The 17,073-nt window shown below is 48.3% G+C and carries 12 protein-coding genes; 5 read left to right on the forward strand and 7 right to left on the reverse strand.

All coding sequences use genetic code 11. From position 1 onward, the window contains the following. The first annotated feature begins 63 nt into the window (after positions 1-63). On the forward strand, positions 64-1,098 hold the full coding sequence (curA, locus tag VHA_RS15530; protein ID WP_005506007.1) for an NADPH-dependent curcumin/dihydrocurcumin reductase: 1,035 nt from the start codon (positions 64-66) through the stop codon (positions 1,096-1,098). 95 nt (positions 1,099-1,193) lie between these two features. Continuing rightward, positions 1,194-1,664, forward strand: a complete 471-nt coding sequence (locus VHA_RS15535) for an Lcl C-terminal domain-containing protein (RefSeq protein ID WP_040529097.1) — start codon at positions 1,194-1,196, stop codon at positions 1,662-1,664. A gap of 101 nt (positions 1,665-1,765) precedes the next feature. Here VHA_RS15535 and VHA_RS15540 read toward each other — a convergent pair whose 3' ends face one another. The 3 genes from VHA_RS15540 to VHA_RS15550 all read right to left on the reverse strand — a co-directional run bounded on the left by VHA_RS15540 (position 1,766) and on the right by VHA_RS15550 (position 7,137). After that, positions 1,766-2,332, reverse strand: a complete 567-nt coding sequence (locus tag VHA_RS15540; RefSeq protein WP_005506011.1) for a DNA-3-methyladenine glycosylase I — start codon at positions 2,330-2,332, stop codon at positions 1,766-1,768. A 171-nt stretch (positions 2,333-2,503) separates the two neighbouring features. After that, complete coding sequence (locus VHA_RS15545) at positions 2,504-4,651, reverse strand: calcium-binding protein (protein WP_005506013.1); 2,148 nt, start codon at positions 4,649-4,651, stop codon at positions 2,504-2,506. A 341-nt stretch (positions 4,652-4,992) separates the two neighbouring features. Further along, a complete protein-coding gene (locus VHA_RS15550) occupies positions 4,993-7,137 on the reverse strand; it encodes a calcium-binding protein (protein WP_040529098.1) in 2,145 nt (714 codons plus the stop codon). Positions 7,138-7,878: 741 nt separating this feature from the next. Here VHA_RS15550 and VHA_RS15555 point away from each other — a divergent pair. Next, a complete protein-coding gene (locus VHA_RS15555; protein WP_005506015.1) occupies positions 7,879-9,834 on the forward strand; it encodes a methyl-accepting chemotaxis protein in 1,956 nt (651 codons plus the stop codon). Positions 9,835-9,958: 124 nt separating this feature from the next. On the opposite strand, the gene topA is transcribed toward VHA_RS15555, so the two are convergent. Next, the gene (gene topA, locus VHA_RS15560) at positions 9,959-12,580 is read right to left on the reverse strand and encodes a type I DNA topoisomerase (protein WP_005506017.1); all 2,622 of its coding nucleotides are present in this window, start codon (positions 12,578-12,580) and stop codon (positions 9,959-9,961) included. 418 nt (positions 12,581-12,998) lie between these two features. On the opposite strand from topA, the gene VHA_RS15565 reads away from it, so the two are divergent. Beyond that, positions 12,999-13,247: a YciN family protein gene (locus tag VHA_RS15565; RefSeq protein WP_040529298.1), complete on the forward strand. Its 249-nt coding sequence runs from the start codon at positions 12,999-13,001 to the stop codon at positions 13,245-13,247. Between the two features lie 51 nt (positions 13,248-13,298). Here the strand turns inward: VHA_RS15565 and VHA_RS15570 are convergent, their stop codons facing one another. Both VHA_RS15570 and sohB read right to left on the reverse strand, forming a co-directional pair. Beyond that, the gene (locus VHA_RS15570) at positions 13,299-13,712 is read right to left on the reverse strand and encodes a DUF805 domain-containing protein (RefSeq protein WP_005506025.1); all 414 of its coding nucleotides are present in this window, start codon (positions 13,710-13,712) and stop codon (positions 13,299-13,301) included. Positions 13,713-13,720: 8 nt separating this feature from the next. Beyond that, the gene (gene sohB / locus VHA_RS15575; protein ID WP_005506027.1) at positions 13,721-14,779 is read right to left on the reverse strand and encodes a protease SohB; all 1,059 of its coding nucleotides are present in this window, start codon (positions 14,777-14,779) and stop codon (positions 13,721-13,723) included. A 303-nt stretch (positions 14,780-15,082) separates the two neighbouring features. On the opposite strand from sohB, the gene VHA_RS15580 reads away from it, so the two are divergent. Next, a complete protein-coding gene (locus VHA_RS15580; RefSeq protein WP_005506029.1) occupies positions 15,083-15,826 on the forward strand; it encodes a YciK family oxidoreductase in 744 nt (247 codons plus the stop codon). A 72-nt stretch (positions 15,827-15,898) separates the two neighbouring features. On the opposite strand, the gene rluB is transcribed toward VHA_RS15580, so the two are convergent. Beyond that, positions 15,899-16,894 carry a 23S rRNA pseudouridine(2605) synthase RluB gene (gene rluB / locus VHA_RS15585; RefSeq protein ID WP_005506031.1) on the reverse strand — a complete coding sequence of 332 codons (996 nt, stop codon included), beginning with the start codon at positions 16,892-16,894 and terminating at the stop codon, positions 15,899-15,901. Positions 16,895-17,073 lie beyond the last annotated feature (179 nt).

Below are 17,073 nucleotides of genomic sequence, written 5' to 3' on the forward strand. Positions count from 1 at the left end.
AACTATCGTGGCGGATTTTTTTACCCAAGCACTAGACGACTGGTCTAGTTGAGGAAAATCATTATGTCAGCTTCACTGGAAAATAACCGAATTGTTCTTGCATCCCGCCCTGTTGGGGCGCCTGTTACCGATAACTTCCGCTTAGAAGTTCAACCCGTTCCAGACCTGAAAAACGGTGAAGTGCTGCTCCGCACGATTTATCTTTCACTGGACCCTTACATGCGCGGCCGTATGAGCGATGCCAAATCCTATGCGGATCCCGTAGACGTTAACGATATCATGGTTGGCAGCACCGTCTGCCAGGTAGAAGCCTCCACCCACCCTGATTTTGAAAAAGGTGAGTGGGTTCTCGCCTACACAGGCTGGCAGTCTTACGCCGTGTCCAACGGTGACGGTTTATTGAAACTGGGTAAAAATCCGGAAAATCCTTCCTATGCGCTCGGTGTATTGGGTATGCCAGGTTTCACTGCATACATGGGACTTCTCGATATCGGTCAGCCAAAAGAAGGGGAAACGCTGGTTGTTGCCGCTGCAACCGGGCCGGTGGGTGCAACAGTTGGTCAGATTGGCAAACTGAAAGGGTGTAAAGTGGTGGGTATTGCCGGTGGTGAAGAAAAATGCCGCCATGCAGTGGAAAATTTAGGGTTTGATATCTGTATCGACCACAAGGCGGACGACTTTGCCAAGCAACTGGCAGCAGCGTGTGACAAAGGCATTGATGTGTACTACGAAAATGTCGGCGGCAAGGTATTTGACGCAGTACTCCCCCTGCTCAACACCAGCGCTCGCATTCCTGTCTGCGGATTGATCTCTCAGTACAATGCAACTGAACTGCCAGCAGGCCCCGATCGCATGCCACTGTTGATGAGCACCCTGCTGACTAAACGCATCCGAATGCAAGGTTTCATCATTTTTGATGACTACGGACACCGCTACGAAGAATTTGCGGCGGATATGTCCCAATGGATTTCTGAAGGAAAAATTCAGTATAAAGAACAAATCGTTGACGGTCTGGAAAATGCCCCAGAAGCTTTTATGGGACTGCTGGAAGGGAAAAACTTCGGTAAGCTTGTTATCAAGGTGGCGGACGCTATCTAATTTTCCTCTCTCTCATGGCCTTTAATGAAGTCCGTCAGGTATCTGACCTGGGGGACTTTTTATTACCGCTATGGCGCAAACCAAAAAGATGAGTTTTGTCGATAACCTCCGTCAGTCTTTATGGCGACCGCATTTCTCTCCAAAAATTAATCAATTACAACATCACCTCCCCATCAATAAATTTTTGTAATATTTTTGTAATAGATGTTGAAGAAAAAACCGGACAGTGGGCGTTCTGGTGTGAAGACCTGAACAGCAAAAATTTTGCTGGCCGCACAGACTGGCGCAGAGCTACTATGCAAGAAATGCTGTCCCTGTATCGCAAAGTGGGGGGCAGTATATGGAATGGAGAAAATGGCGATTCGAAAACTGGTGAAGGCTTGGGCTGGCCTGCATCATTTGAATACTGGACTATGACCAGTGGTCACCAGGATTATGTTCCTTATCAAGGTTATTACGATTTGGTCAATATGAAAAACGCGACTTCTTGGATGATCGGTTATCTTAGCGATCCAGCCTATGCTTCATGCGTGTCTGAGACCCAAACAACAGCGACTGAAAAATAAGGTATAACTTACTAACCCCAATCGTCCTCTGATGCCCGGCAACTCACCTTTCAAGGCGTGTTGCCGGGCTCTTTTTTCCTCATCATTGTGCTGATTTAACGTTATTCACCCACATCCACGCCATAACGAAAACAGCTTGTCAGGTGATCGTTAACCATACCGGTCGCCTGCATATACGCGTAGCAAATCGTAGAGCCCACAAACTTAAAGCCTTTCTTTTTCAGCGCCTTGCTCATAGCATCTGACTCAGGGGTTGATGTCGGCACATCTGCCATTGTTTCCCAGTGATTGATACGGGGTTTGCCATCCACAAACTGCCAGATATATTCATTGAAACTGCCATACTCTTTCTGGATTTTCAGCACCAGATTGGCGTTGATCACTGTGCCATTCACCTTGAGTTTATTGCGAACAATGGCAGGGTTTGCTAAAAGCGCTGCAATTTTGTTTTCATCATAGGCCGCCACCGTTTCGATGTGGAAATGGTCAAACGCCTCACGGTAACCTTCACGTTTTTTGAGGATAGTAGCCCAACTTAACCCTGCCTGAGCACCTTCCAGAATCAACATCTCAAACAACCGTTGGTCATCATGCACTGGCACGCCCCACTCTTTATCGTGGTATGCCTGATCCCGTTCACTCACATTGGCCCAGCTACAACGTTCCATGTTTGTCCTCGATATTTATTGAAAGCACTGTTTATTTATACATACCTATTTACCAAGACGCAAAACAAAGAAGGGGCAATCGTGAGACAGCCCCCCTTTATCCAGAATAACCGCTAGTTCTCTGCGGAAAGCCAGACACTTGGTCAGTCTGATCCACTTTATCAAAGGCGGTTAAACCAGGCTGACGCCGTCCTGATAGACATGTTCCGCATCTGTCCAAATGGTGATGGTATCGTAAACGGCATGATCAAACACATAGGCCTGCATCTCGCCCACTTGGCTGCCACTCAACCCTAAAAATGCAATCATATCTGCAGACAATTCGGCCGAGGGTGCCGCAAAGGCATTATAGGTCCAGTCAACCGCATCAAGGTTGAAACTGTCTTCTCCCTCACCCAGGTATGCCACAAAGCCGTCCCACTCACCGGGATCAGTGAAGGTCGTTGGCTGGGGAAGATCTGATTGAGCATGAATAGCAAACGCACTCGCCGTCACGCTTTGATCACCTTCATCACCCACAACCGCTTCTACCTGTGCGATGGACTTTGGCCCCGACGTATAACCGTATGATGCTCCAGTAAAGTCAACGTTGGTATCCCCGTCTACGATGAGTTGGTCAAATCCACGATCACCCAGATAGATGTTGCCATGTTCATTGAGAAAGTTAAGGTCTGAAAAGTCTTCCTGATCAAAATACAGGGTGTCGTTCCCTTCGCTGCCGCGATAAAGGTCTAGACCGGTGCCTCCATCCAGACTGTAATCATCATCGTAGCCGGCTTGCAGATAATCATTCCCTGCCCCACCATACAATAAGTCGCTCCCGCTACCACCGCGCAGAATGTCATCCCCTTCACCACCATAAAGGATATCATCGCCTGCATTACCCAACAGCACGTCATTCCCGGCACCGCCATAAATCGTATCATTGCCGGTACCGCCACGAATCGTGTCGTTGCCTTCGTTTCCTTCAATGTAATCATCGCCCTGCTCACCATAAATGGTGTCATCACCGGCCCCGCCATATAGCATGTCATCATCGCTTTCGCTGTCAGGCTTTTGCTTAAGCGAAACATTGTCAATCAACGCACCGTAAGAATCTGACTTGCCCTCACCCTCAAAGCGAATACTGATAAAATCATTGCCCTGTGGGATAACAACATCCGTGGTGAACGATTCGTAGTGATCGTTAGCCTGGGTGTTGTTGAAGTATTTGGAATAAATAACGTTACCCTGCTGATCGAAGATTTTCACTTCAAACTGGCTGGTTGATGTATCCCATCCACGGTAACGGTTCGCATAATCAAATGATAACGCCAATACCGTATCTCCATCGGCGGCAAGGCCTGTCATGTCAACGTCTTGCTGTACCCTGCTATTGGCGTAGCTGTCAAGTTCAAGCACCGTATTGGTGACATCATTTTGTGGCGTGCCCCCAAATGTTCCCTGCTGCAACTCGATGATACTGTTATCGGGTGTGTACCAGCCTGTTACCTGATGATCATGCAACGGGCTCCAGTGGTTGGTGGTGTTATTGCCATAGTCCTCAAAGTCCCCGTTTACCAGCAACTCTCTGGGCCCGTTGACCTCAAAGCCATCGTTACCATAAATAACGTCATTGCCTTCACTGCCATAAACCTCATCGTTACCATTGCCGCCGAAAAGCGTGTCGTTACCCGTCAGACCATCGATAAAATCATCGCCTTCAAACCCATTGATGGTGTCATTCACATCAGCCCCTGAAGACTGAGTGAGCACAACGTTATCAATCAATGCGCCATAGCTGTCAGATGCGCCTTTTGCTTCAAAGCGTAAGGAAATGCCTGTCGTGCCTTCGGGAACAGTAACGTCAATATCAGCATTCACATAGCTGTCGTTAGATTGGGTATTTTCGAAGTATTTGCTGTAAAGCACATTCCCATTGTTATCGAGCACTTTGACTTCAAATTGGCTGGTTGCGTGGTTTGTCCCGCGATAACGGTTGGCGTAATCAAAAGAAAGATTGAGTGTGGCATCATCCGTTTCAGTCAGCGCAGTCACATCCACATCCTGCTGAACCCAGGTATTCCCGGTAGAATCCAGCTCTAATACCGTATTTGAGGAAGAATTGCTCGGCGTGCCGCCGAAATCACCCTGCTGAAGTTCAATTTTTATGTTGTCTGGCGTATACCAGCCCGCGACCTGGTTGTCGTTAAACAATCCCCAGGTGTTTGAGGTGTCATTTCCCCATGCTTCAAAGTCACCGTTGTTCAGGAGATTACTGTTTTGCCCGATGTCACCATACAACGTATCAACACCGCTAGTACCATTAATTTGAGCCATATCTTTATCCTCTTCTTCTTGTCTTTTTTTATGTTGTCTTGTCGCACTTTTCTCTGGTTCGAACGGCAACAAAGGATGCACTCAAAGACAAGGTTCTCTCCTCAAGAACAAGGCATCGGCGTTCAAAATCGCTAAAAAAGTACGTGAGTTAACAGAAACTTTAACGGTGTGGGAAATCGAAACAATTAGGCAGGCTGACGATCAGACTAAACTCAGTCCATCGTTATAAGCATAATGAGAAACAGTATGAGCTCTTGCCAACACATTCTCTGACATAAGCATGAGCTAACAAAAGAAAACCCGGCGTAAAGCCGGGTTCCTAGGCACTATATACTAACGGTTTAGAAGAGATCATCACCGTTTAATGTGATGTTTTCAGCATCTGTCCATACCGTAATAGTCGAACCCGATGAGCTTTCAAATACATAGGCTTCCAGCGCGTTAACCTGAGGGACATTCAACCCCATAAAGGCAATCATCTCAGCAGAAAGTTCCGCTGTCGGCTCCGCACCAGCATTGTGGCTCCAGCCTCCGGCGTCCAGATTGAAGGTGTCATCCCCTTCCCCAAGGTATGCCACAAAGCCATCCCAGTCCCCCGGATCGGTCAGAGAGGCTGACTGGTAAGGATCTGATTGCGCACGGATGGCAAACGCATTTGCAGTGACTGTCTGGTCTCCTTCATCACCGATCACCGCTTCCACTTGTGCGATAGGCTTTGGTCCAGATGTGACACCATATGATTTACCGGTCAAGTCAACATTCGCATCACCGTTGACGATCAGTTGGTCAAAACCACGGTCTCCCAGATAAATATTGCCATTTTCCTTCAGGAAATTGACGTCAGAAAAATCTTCCTGATCAAAAAGCAGGATGTCGTTCCCTTCACTGCCGCGATAAAGATCTAGGCCAGAGCCACCATCCAGAATGTAGTCATCATCGTAGCCGGCTTGCAGATAATCATTACCCGCACCGCCATACAACGCATCACTCCCGCTACCGCCGCGCAGGATGTCATCGCCATCACCACCATAAAGAATGTCATCACCTTCATTGCCCAGCAGCACATCGTTGCCTGCACCACCATAAATCGTGTCATTGCCGGCACCACCACGCAGGGTATCATCCCCTTCGTTGCCTTCAATGTAATCATCGCCCTGCTCACCGTAGATGGTATCATCACCGCTACCACCCAGAATGGTGTCGTTGTCACCTTCCGCGAGCACTTTCTGTTTCAATGACACGTTATCGATCAACGCACCATAGCTGTCGGAGCGCCCTTCCGCTTCAAACCGGACAGTGATGAAATCGACCCCTTGCGGTAACACTACATCGGCAGAAAACGACTCGTAGTGATCGTTCGCTTGTGTGTTAGCAAAATACTTGGAATACAGTACATTACCCTGAGTATCCAAGACGTTCACTTCGAACTGGCCGGTTGACGTATCCCAGCCACGGTAGCGGTTTGCGTAATCAAAAGAGAGAGCAAGCACCACATCACCGTCAGCAGCAAGCCCTTCGACATTAACATCCTGTTGAACCCAGGTGTTTCGGTGGCTGTCGAGTTCCAGAACCGTATTGGTGACATCATTTTTCGGTGTGCCGCCAAATGCGCCCTGCTGCAATTCAATTTTGCTGGAATTTGGCGTGTACCAGCCAGTAACCTGGTGGTCATTGAACAGGCCCCATTGATTGGATGTGTTGTTTCCGTAGGTCAGTTCGAAGTCACCATTGACCATGAGTTCACGCGCGCCTGGGCCGGTGCCTTTGTTACCGTAAATCGTATCATTCCCTTCTCCGCCTTTGAGGGTGTCATTCCCTTCCCCGCCAAAGAGGGTATCGTTACCCTGACCGCCATCGATGTTATCTTCGCCTTCAAAGCCATTGATAGTGTCATCGAGGCTACCGGCTTTTGCGTTAGTCAGTGAAACATTATCGATCAGTGCGCCGTAACCGTCAGAAGCCCCTTTCCCTTCAAAGCGCAGGGTAAGACCGGAAGTGCCCTCCGGAACGGAAAAATCCACCTCAAAGCTTTGGTAGCTTTCGTTGGATTGGGTATTTGCAACGTACTTCGAATAAAGAACATTACCGTCGTCATCCATCACCTTAACCTGGAACTGGCTGGTAGCATGGTTGTCGCCTTTGTAACGGTTGGCATAGTCAAAAGAAAGGGAAAAGGACGCATCACTCGATGTGGTCAGGCTACTGATATCAACATCCTGCTGAACCCAGGTATTCCCGGTAGAATCCAGCTCTAGCACAGTGTTTGAAGAGGAATTGCTTGGTGTGCCACCGAAATCTCCCTGCTGAAGTTCAATTTTCATGTTGCCTGGCGTATACCAGCCAGCAACTTGATGATCGTGGAACAAGCCCCACTGATCAGAAGCATCATTTCCCCAGGCATCGAAATCACCGTTCATCAGTAAGTTTGAATGATTTTTATCTCCGTACAAAAAGTTCGCATTGCCTGTTCCCTTGATATCTGCCATGTCCTTATCTCATCAATTGTTGTTATTCACTGTGCTGATGGTGTGGCGAGGACGGCTACTCATCCCAGCAATGGGTGATCGCACGTATCGTTATGCACTCAACGTTAAGATCACGACATACTTTCAGCACTAAGATGTGACAGGAGTTTTATTGACAAGACAATCAATAGCAATAGTTTTGGAGAAAGATCACGCAATTATCATGGTGCAGGTTTAATGCTCCAGGCGTAAATAACGACAAAAGTGGCATTTAAAATAACTAATAAAGTATGAGATGTAATAAATCAGGACATTCGATAACCATCAAAGAGAAATGCCAGATCACCTTAGCTGCAAACTAATAACAGCATGACCACTTAGATAAACATGAAAGTCTAAAATATTAAACACACCAAAGAAACACTCATAACATGATGTAATTTAAGATAATTTTAAAGATTCCCGCCCCCAAACCAAGCAAGCGTATTAAAACGATGCACGTATCTTTGCTGCAGTCCTGATGACGAGACGCTATTTCCAAAATAATCTGGTGGGTAATTCATTTATGAACTATCTGTTAAATAACTGACGACAAGCTCACTAAATGTTTTTTAAGGAAAATGAGCAAATTTGTCAGAGTGTGTATTCAGGGAGCGGAGGGATATACCAATGCGCTTACGCGCAACAATGTGGAACAACACACAAAAGCACACGTCGACGTCGGCGGTCTGTTTAAATGCCATTTAGCGGGAGGCTAATAAGATGTTAGGCAAACTTAAGCTTGCGCAACAACTTACATTATCTTTTTCAGCAGTACTGGTGCTACTGCTCGTTGTTTCAACAATGGCCTATCGTGGCCTGTCTGAAGGGTTTACTAATTTCACCGATTACCGCGGTCTTGCCCGTAGCTCAAACCAAGCCAGTGAAGCCCAAAAGCTGCTACTCAGCGCTAGGCTTTCTGCCCTGAAATACCTGAAAACACAAGATCCAGATCAAATCGACAAGGTCGAGAAAGACATCGCTGACGTTGAAAAGGTCATTGAATCCATTCTTGAAGCCGAGACTAACCCCAGCAGGATCAGTGATCTAAATGAAGCAAGACAGCTAATTAATCGATATGGCGAGACATTCAAACTGGTGGTAAATGATTTTGATGACAAGAACGTCGTCGTCAACAAAGCGCTTCACCCCAACGGCCTCAAGATGCGTCAGACAATGACAAAAATCATTGAGGATTCATCAGCAGACGGAGAAGTGGGTTCTCTCTTTTATGCCTCGATCGCACAGGAACACTTACTGTTGGGCAGATTATATGCTGCCCAGTATTTGATCAGTAACACCGAAACTGACCTGCAACGCGCCTTCGAAGAGCTTAATAAAGTCGTCCAACCCTTGAATAACCTGAAACGTCTCCTCACTTCTCCATCAGAAAAAGCGATGGTTGACGCGTTTTCTGATTCGCATCTGGCATACATTTCCGCTTTACAACGGACGGCGGAGATCATCAAAGACCGAAACGAGAGAATTTCAGGCACATTAGATGTTATCGGACCGCGAGTTACCGACAGCCTCACCGATTTTAGAGCATCCATTCGAGCATCTCAGGATACCTTGGGCCCAGAAGCTCAATCCAACAGCGAAACAGCTGTACAAACAGTGATCACAGTATCAGCTGTCGCGATTCTTATTGGCATGCTGCTCAGTGTTCTCGTCACCCGGGCTATCCGAAAACCTATTGGCGGAGAACCCGTCCAAATTGCCGAAATAGCGCGAAAAATCGCCAAAGGCGATCTTACTCAGTCCTTCGACAGTAAAGGTGCCAAAACCGGTATCTTTGCTGCGATGGGTGAAATGAACGGTAATCTCAGGGAAATCGTTGTCCAGCTCTCTGATTCGGTCAAAACACTGACCAGTGCTTCCGGTACGCTGGTTAATGTGACACAAGAGACGGCACGAAATTCTGAGGATCAAGCCGACCAGTTGGGGCAAACTGCCACAGCAATGCATGAGCTTTCTGCGACTGTCGATGATATCGCCAAAAACGCTCAACAAGCATCAGACGTTGCCAACGAAGCAGACAGGCACTCTCAGGAAGGTCAGATGGTATTGGAAGATACCCGCATGAGCATCCAGAATCTGGTGAACAACATCGGCGATGTCAGCCAAATCATCAGTAACCTGGAAAATGAAACCAAAAACGTCGGCAGCATTCTTGATACGATTCGTGACATTGCTGAACAGACCAATTTACTTGCGCTAAATGCCGCCATCGAAGCAGCACGAGCCGGTGAACAAGGCCGCGGGTTTGCCGTCGTCGCCGATGAAGTACGCAGTCTCGCCAGCCGTACACAACAAAGCACAGAGGAAATCCAAACCCTTATCACCCGGTTGCAAAGTGAATCCAAACGTTCTGTTGAGTCCATGCAGAGAAGTGCCGTCGAAGCGGAAGAGACCGCAGAAAAAGCCAACAAGACCAGCGATGCCCTCAATGCGATCACAGAATCCGTCGCTACGATTCGCGATATGAACCATCAGATCGCGGTCGCTGCTGAAGAGCAAAATACTGTGGTATCTGGTATCAGTGAATCTGTTGAGCACCTGAATGAGTTGGGTAAAGGCACGGCTTCCGGCGCTGAGAAGCTCTCCAAAGAGGCCAACGACCTAACAAAAATCACACAAGGTGTTAATGAGATTGTAGGTAAGTTTTCCATCGGTTAACCTTGAGGAAACAAGAAGAAAAACGCGCCGCTGTCTATGGCGCGTTTTTTATGCCTGCTTGTTAGGGTCACACTGGTTCCTGAAAAAAGCAGCTTTCGCTGCTTTTTAAATAGGTGGGAAGTATTTACTTCTTCTTGCGTTTATCCGTAATTTCCCACTGGCCGTTAACAAATAACCCCGTCCAACCGGTTGGTTTACCGTCATCTTCGGTACGCACATAATTCTCTTTGCTCTTGCGGCTAAAACGAACTACGGCTTTACGACCATCAGGATCTGCGGTCGGCGCCTCTGCCAAATACTGGAGTTTCTCGGGCAGGCGATCTTTAAAACGGGCCAGTTCTTCTACCAGCGGCGCACGGGTCTCACGCGATTTCGGGAAGTTACTCGCAGCCAGAAACAAGCCTGATGCACCGTCACGAAGCACAAAGTACGCGTCTGAGTTTTCACAAGGCAGTTCAGGGAAGTGGATCGGATCTTCTTTTGGTGGTGCAACTTCACCGTTCTTCAGGATCTTGCGGGTGTTTTTACAGGTTTCGCTGGTGCAATCCATGTACTTACCAAAACGGCCATTTTTCAGCACCATATCAGAGCCACACTTATCACACTCCACTACCGGACCATCATACCCTTTGAGCTTGAACTCGCCTTTCTCAACCACGTAGCCGTCACAGCTTGGGTTGTTACCACAAACATGCAGTTTACGCTCCTGATCAATCAGGTAGGCGTCCATCGCGGTTTCACATTTCGGGCAACGTTTCTTCGCGCGCAAGGCTTCGGTTTCAACGTCTTCTTCCAACACATTGACGATGCCTTCTTCATCCATCAGATTGATGGTGGTCTTGCAGCGTTCTTTCGGCGGCAGCGCATACCCTGAACATCCCAGGAATACACCGGTCGACGCCGTACGGATCCCCATTTTACGGCCACAGGTTGGGCAGTCGATGTCAGTCAGCACAATACTGTTTGGTTTCATGCCGCCTTCGCCTTCATCCAGCTCCGCCCTTTCAAGGTCGCCGGTGAAGTCTTTAAAGAAGTTGTTCAGCACCGCTTTCCAGTCTTCAGAGCCCATCGCAATCTGGTCGAGCTGCTCTTCCATGCGTGCCGTAAAGTCGTAGTCCATCAGATCGGCAAAGCTTGCATCCAGACGGTCGGTAACGATCTCACCCATCTTCTCTGCGTAAAAACGGCGCTGCTCAACGCGTACATAACCGCGATCCTGAATGGTTGAGATAATAGATGCGTACGTCGACGGACGGCCGATACCACGCTTCTCAAGTTCTTTAACCAGTGCTGCTTCGGTATAACGGGCTGGCGGTTTGGTGAAGTGTTGTTTCGGGTCGACCTTGTCCAGCGTCAGCACTTCACCAACATCAACATGTGGCAATGTGGTGTCTTCATTTTTACCCATTGGGCGTTGAACGCGTGTCCAACCATCAAAGCGCAAAGTACGGCCTTTGGCTTTCAGGGTAAACTCCCCTGCTTCCACGGTAATGGTGCTGGAATCGTATTTCGCCGGTGTCATCTGGCACGCGACAAACTGGCGCCAAATTAGGTCATAGAGTCGATGGGCGTCTGGATCCATACCTTGCAGATCGTCGGCTTTCACATCCACACTTGAAGGACGGATCGCCTCGTGCGCTTCCTGTGCATTGCTTTTTGAACCGTAGACGTTGGCAGACGGTGGCAGGTATTTCTCGCCGTATTCACTGCTGATAAAACCGCGTGCGGCTTCCACAGCCTCTTTACTCAGGTTGGTGGAGTCGGTACGCATATAGGTGATGTAACCCGCTTCATAGAGGCGCTGTGCCAGCATCATGGTTTTCTTAACGCCAAAGCCCATACGGGTGCTCGCCGCCTGTTGCAGCGTCGAGGTAATAAAGGGGGCAGATGGCTTGCTGCTGGTCGGGCGATCTTCACGATCAACCACTTTATACGTTGCCTTTTTCAGCGCATCCGTTGCCGCCATCGCCTGTGCTTCATTGAGCGGCTTAAAGGCTTCATGGTTTTGCTGGGCTACAACCAAGCGCAGCACATGTTGGCTCGCCGTGGTCGTATCGGTATGGATATCCCAATACTCCTGCGGAACAAACGCTTTGATTTCATGCTCACGTTCCACCAGCAGTTTTACAGCGACTGACTGAACACGGCCTGCAGATAAACCACGCGCCACTTTTTTCCAAAGTAGCGGCGAAACCATAAAGCCGACAACGCGGTCAAGGAAGCGACGTGCCTGTTGGGCATTGACACCCGACATATTCAGCTCACCCGGAGCTTCAAAAGCTTGCTGGATGGCGTTCTTGGTAATTTCGTTAAAGACAACACGCTTAAAACGGCTTTCTTCGCCACCGATGATTTCCCGCAAGTGCCAGGCAATCGCCTCTCCCTCGCGGTCTAAATCCGTTGCGAGATAAACGTAATCCGCTTTCTCTGCCAGCGCTTTCAGTTCCTGTACGACTTTTTCTTTGCCTGGAAGGATTTGATAGTTCGCTTTCCAGTCACGGTAGGGGTCGACACCCATTTTATTGATTAGCGCGTTTTTCTCTTTTTCTTTTCTGATGCGTTCTTTTTCTTCCGCACTCAACCCTTTCGTTGAAACAGGCGCTGCTTTCTTGCCGCCTTGTGCGGCACCGGTAGGCAGATCGCGGACATGACCAACGCTCGATTTCACGATGAAGTCTTTGCCCAGATATTTATTGATCGTTTTTGCCTTTGCCGGGGACTCCACGATAACGAGAGATTTACCCATAGTGACCTAATACGCCCTCGCGTTTCTCATTCATTAAAATTATTCAAATCGTATGTATGCAATGAGTGCTTTTCACTCGGAGCGCATACTGACGCTTTTTTTAATATTGGGCGACTCGATCCGAATATCAACCAGTTTCTGTCTAAATGGCCCCGATTGGTTGCTGCTTCCGCACTTGTTTACCAATTGTTAACTTCAAGTTCTAGCCACCGACGGTGATTTGCCATCTCTGCATTAATAAGCGGGCTAATCATTACCATTGACCGGCGCCTCTTTGCCATCCCATATCGAATTTTTCTGGCTTAGCTCACAATAAGGACCACAAGGCGCTAATTCTTTAAGCAGTTTCAAACCTGCTGTTTTTTGGTTTTCCAGCGCTATAATGTCACCTGATTTTATGACCCGAACCGAAAAGAAAATGGCTGAAAAAACATCTATCTGCGCTGAAGACTTGCTTAAAATCGCAAACCAAATGATCCGTGAGCACGACGCTTACATTGATGGCATGCACGCTGACTCTGTGGAAGAAAAAGCCGGCGTCATGGTGTTTAAAGGGGAATATTTCTTAGATGGCAACGGATTACCTACCCCAAAAACCACGGCGGTATTTAATATGTTTAAATACCTGGCACACCACTTGTCAAAGCAATATACACTTGAGAAATGATGCCTGTTCGGTAAAAGAATGCCACCGTTTAGAGTGGCATTTGCGTCTTTTTTAACCTTCAAACACGGCGGTGTCTTTATTTTCGTCTTTATGAATATCACCACCGCCTGAACCCGGCTTCTGCCCGCGCCCTTTGGGGTCTGAGCCATATTGGTTTGGTCCTGGTGTTCCATCCAAAATGCCCAGTTCCACCAGTGCAAAAATTGGCCCTACTAAAGGCAGGAAAGTGACAACAATCCACCAGGGACTTTTATTCCGGTCTTTAAGGCGTTTGATATTCAATGCAATCGAAGCATATATGGCAAAGAGTGAAATCGCCAATGCCAATGCATCTAACATCACATTACCGCCTTGATAAAAGAAAGTTGGCAACACCATGATTAACACAGGAATACTGTAAAGCCAGTAATCACGGCGTCTCATTCGGCCTTCAAAAGAAAGCAGCGCCCACTTTTGGTTGTTCATCTTTACTCCTAAACGATTGGTCGCTGACCGCGGCTGATCCACTTCAACAGCACCCGATCAAGTACATCTGCTGATGCGCCTGCCAATTTCTCAGCCAGCTTCTTACGTTGAACATATTTTACGCCCAGAACATCTTTTTCTTTCACTGCTGACACCAGGTAATCATCACTGGTTCCAATGCTGTCAATCAATCCCAGCGGCAGTGCCTGATTACCAAACCAGTGTTCACCGGTCGCCACTTTTTCCAGATCCAGTGAAGGACGGTGATCAGCAATAAACTGTTTGAACAGGGCATGGGTTTCTTCAAGTTCAGTGAGAAACTTTTCACGTGCTTTGTCCGTGTTTTCACCAAACATGGTCAGTGTCCGTTTAAACTCACCGGCAGTCAGTTGCTCAAACTCAATATCATGTTTTTTCAAAAGCTTATTGAAGTTTGGCAGTTGGGCAATCACCCCGATAGACCCGACTACAGCGAATGGTGCAGCAACGATCTTATCCGCCACACATGCCATCATGTATCCCCCGCTTGCAGCCACTTTATCAACGGCGACAGTCAGGGGAATACCCGCCTGTTTAATACGATCAAGCTGGGAAGACGCAAGGCCATAGGCATGAACCATGCCGCCACCGCTTTCCAAACGGACAAGCACTTCATCGCCTGCTTTGGCAACGGCCAGAATCGCCGTCACTTCTTCGCGCAATGAGGCCACTTCACGGGCATCAATACTGCCTTTAAAGTCCACCACAAACACATGCGGTTTACGGCTTTGCTCCAAGGAGGCCTTGTCAGTCATTTTCTTCGCTTCAGCTTTGGCTTCTTTCGCCTTAGCTTTTTCGGCCTTTTTATCCGCCTTGTCACGTGCTTTCAATACTGCTTCATCATAAAGATGGGATTCCATTGAATGGATAAGATCTTTATGCTTTTCAGTCAGATTAGTAATTTCCAACTCACCTTTTGGGCCGTGTTTTCCACCGGCACTTTTCACTATCAACAGTACCACAATCACGGCAACTGCAAAGGTCAGCACTTTCGCCAGGAAAAGGCCGTAATCAAGCAAGAATTCCAAACTTTATCCTCGTTTATTGTTATTTCTGCATGGGGTTTAATAATACGCAGAATGTTAGGTATCGCGCCATTCTACTAGACATTGAGCCCCAAACAACCCGAAGTTTCAGTAAGCCAAAATCAGATTCATGATTGAGGCATCCCATGCTGTTCTAACAACCCATGTCGCTTTCTCTTCATTGCACTGTTGTTTCTGATTCCAAAGCCACTTTACAATGTGACATACCCAACGTGCTTCTGGCTCGCAGCTTGCGGGCAACAAATTAGCAAGCACTCAAGACCAAAAGAAAAGGAATATTGTAACGTGGAGTATCAAGTAGCAGCCGATGCATTGAATGGCAAAGTGATTCTGGTTACCGGCGCAGGTGACGGTATTGGCCACCAGGCTGCCCTCAGTTACGCGCAACACGGTGCAACCGTCATTCTGCTGGGACGCACAGTGAAGAAGCTGGAAAGCGTTTATGACGAGATTGAAGCGGCAGGATATCCGCAGCCCGCGATCATTCCACTGGATATGTTAGGTGCAATACGCCAGCACTATCTCGACATGGCAGACACCATTGAACAGCAATTCGGTAAACTCGATGGCGTATTACACAATGCCGGTATGCTGGGTGTATTAAGCCCATTCGATCAAATCGAAGAAAAAGCCTACGACGACGTCATGCAGGTCAATGTGAAAGCAACCTTCCTGATGACTCAGGCACTGCTGCCCCTGATTCAAAAATCAGACGATGGCCGCATTGTCTTCACCTCTTCAACCGTTGGGCACTCAGGTCGGGCTTTCTGGGGCACGTATGCTATCTCAAAATTCGCCACCGAGGGCATGATGCAAGTACTGGCTGATGAGCTGAGCAACACGCGGGTGAAGGTAAATGCGATCAACCCTGGTGGTACCCGTACAAAAATGCGTGCGTCGGCGTTTCCAGCAGAAGATGCTAACAATCTGAAAACACCGCTGGATATCATGCCCCTCTACCTTTATTTGATGGCACCGGAAGGAAAAGACATTAATGGTCAGTGTATTGATGCGCAGCCGAAGCGGTAGAGATATGTTGATCTAGAACGATAAAAGCCAGCATTTTCTGCTGGCTTTCCTTTACTTTACGCATTAACACCGTTAATTAGGGTTGCGGTTTCCGCCAGATTTCTTCTGACGATTTGAAGATTGTCCCGGACGGCTTGCTCCCGGCTTACCAGAACGACCACCACCAACGCGGGTGCGGTTGCCTGCAGGCTGCCCCCCACGGCGGTTACGTGGTTTACGGGTTTCACCAGACTCTACACGCTCTTCGTAACGACGAACGGCGCGACGAATCTTCTGCACGCGGGATTTACGTTTTTTCGCTTCTGGGTTGATCAGGGTTTCTGATTCTGGACGCAGTTCTACCATTTCACGCAGGTAGTTGACGTCTTTCAGTTCCAGTTCCATCCACCCACCACGTGGCAGCTCTTTGCTCAGGTAGATATCGCCATAACGGACACGTTTCAGGCGGCTGACGGTCACCCCCTGGGTTTCCCACAGACGGCGCACTTCACGGTTACGGCCTTCGGTGATAACTACGTAGAAAGTATGGTTTGCACCTTCACCACCGGCATAAACCACATCTTCAAAGCGCGCTTCACCGTCTTCCAGCTCAACGCCACGAACCAGATTTTTCACCATCTGCTCGTTCACTTCACCAAAGACACGTACCATGTATTCACGTTGAACCTGACGACTTGGATGCATCAGGCGGTTTGCCAGTTCACCATCTGTCGTGAACAACAAAAGGCCTGACGTGTTGGCATCCAGGCGGCCAACAGCAACCCAGCGCGCACCATTCAGGCGTGGTAGACGGTCAAATACAGTACGACGGCCTTCCGGATCACTGCGGGTACACAGCTCACCTTCAGGTTTGTTATATGCCAGAACACGACAAACCTGTTCAGAAGATGCAGAAACCGACACATGATGTCCGTCAACACGTATGGCGGCATTCAGGTCTTCCAAACGGTCACCCAATTTCGCTACCACACCATTCACGCTCACTCGGCCTGCCTGAATCATGCTTTCGATTTCACGGCGTGAACCTAGGCCTGCACGGGCAAGCACCTTCTGTAATTTTTCGCTCATTTATTTAATTACCTTACTGTCGCCTTCACAGGCGTCGATGTCGGAAGAAAACCTTTCGAGGCGCGACTGAACGCGGATCTAAGGCAACGGCGTATTATGCCAAAATGTACACAACGACACCAAGCGATTTCGCTCAGGCAGTAACGAGGCAATTGCCAATTTTCGTTTGCCCTGAACAT

The organism is Grimontia hollisae CIP 101886 (assembly GCF_000176515.1).
In the GTDB taxonomy this organism is placed as follows: Bacteria; Pseudomonadota; Gammaproteobacteria; order Enterobacterales; family Vibrionaceae; genus Enterovibrio; species Enterovibrio hollisae.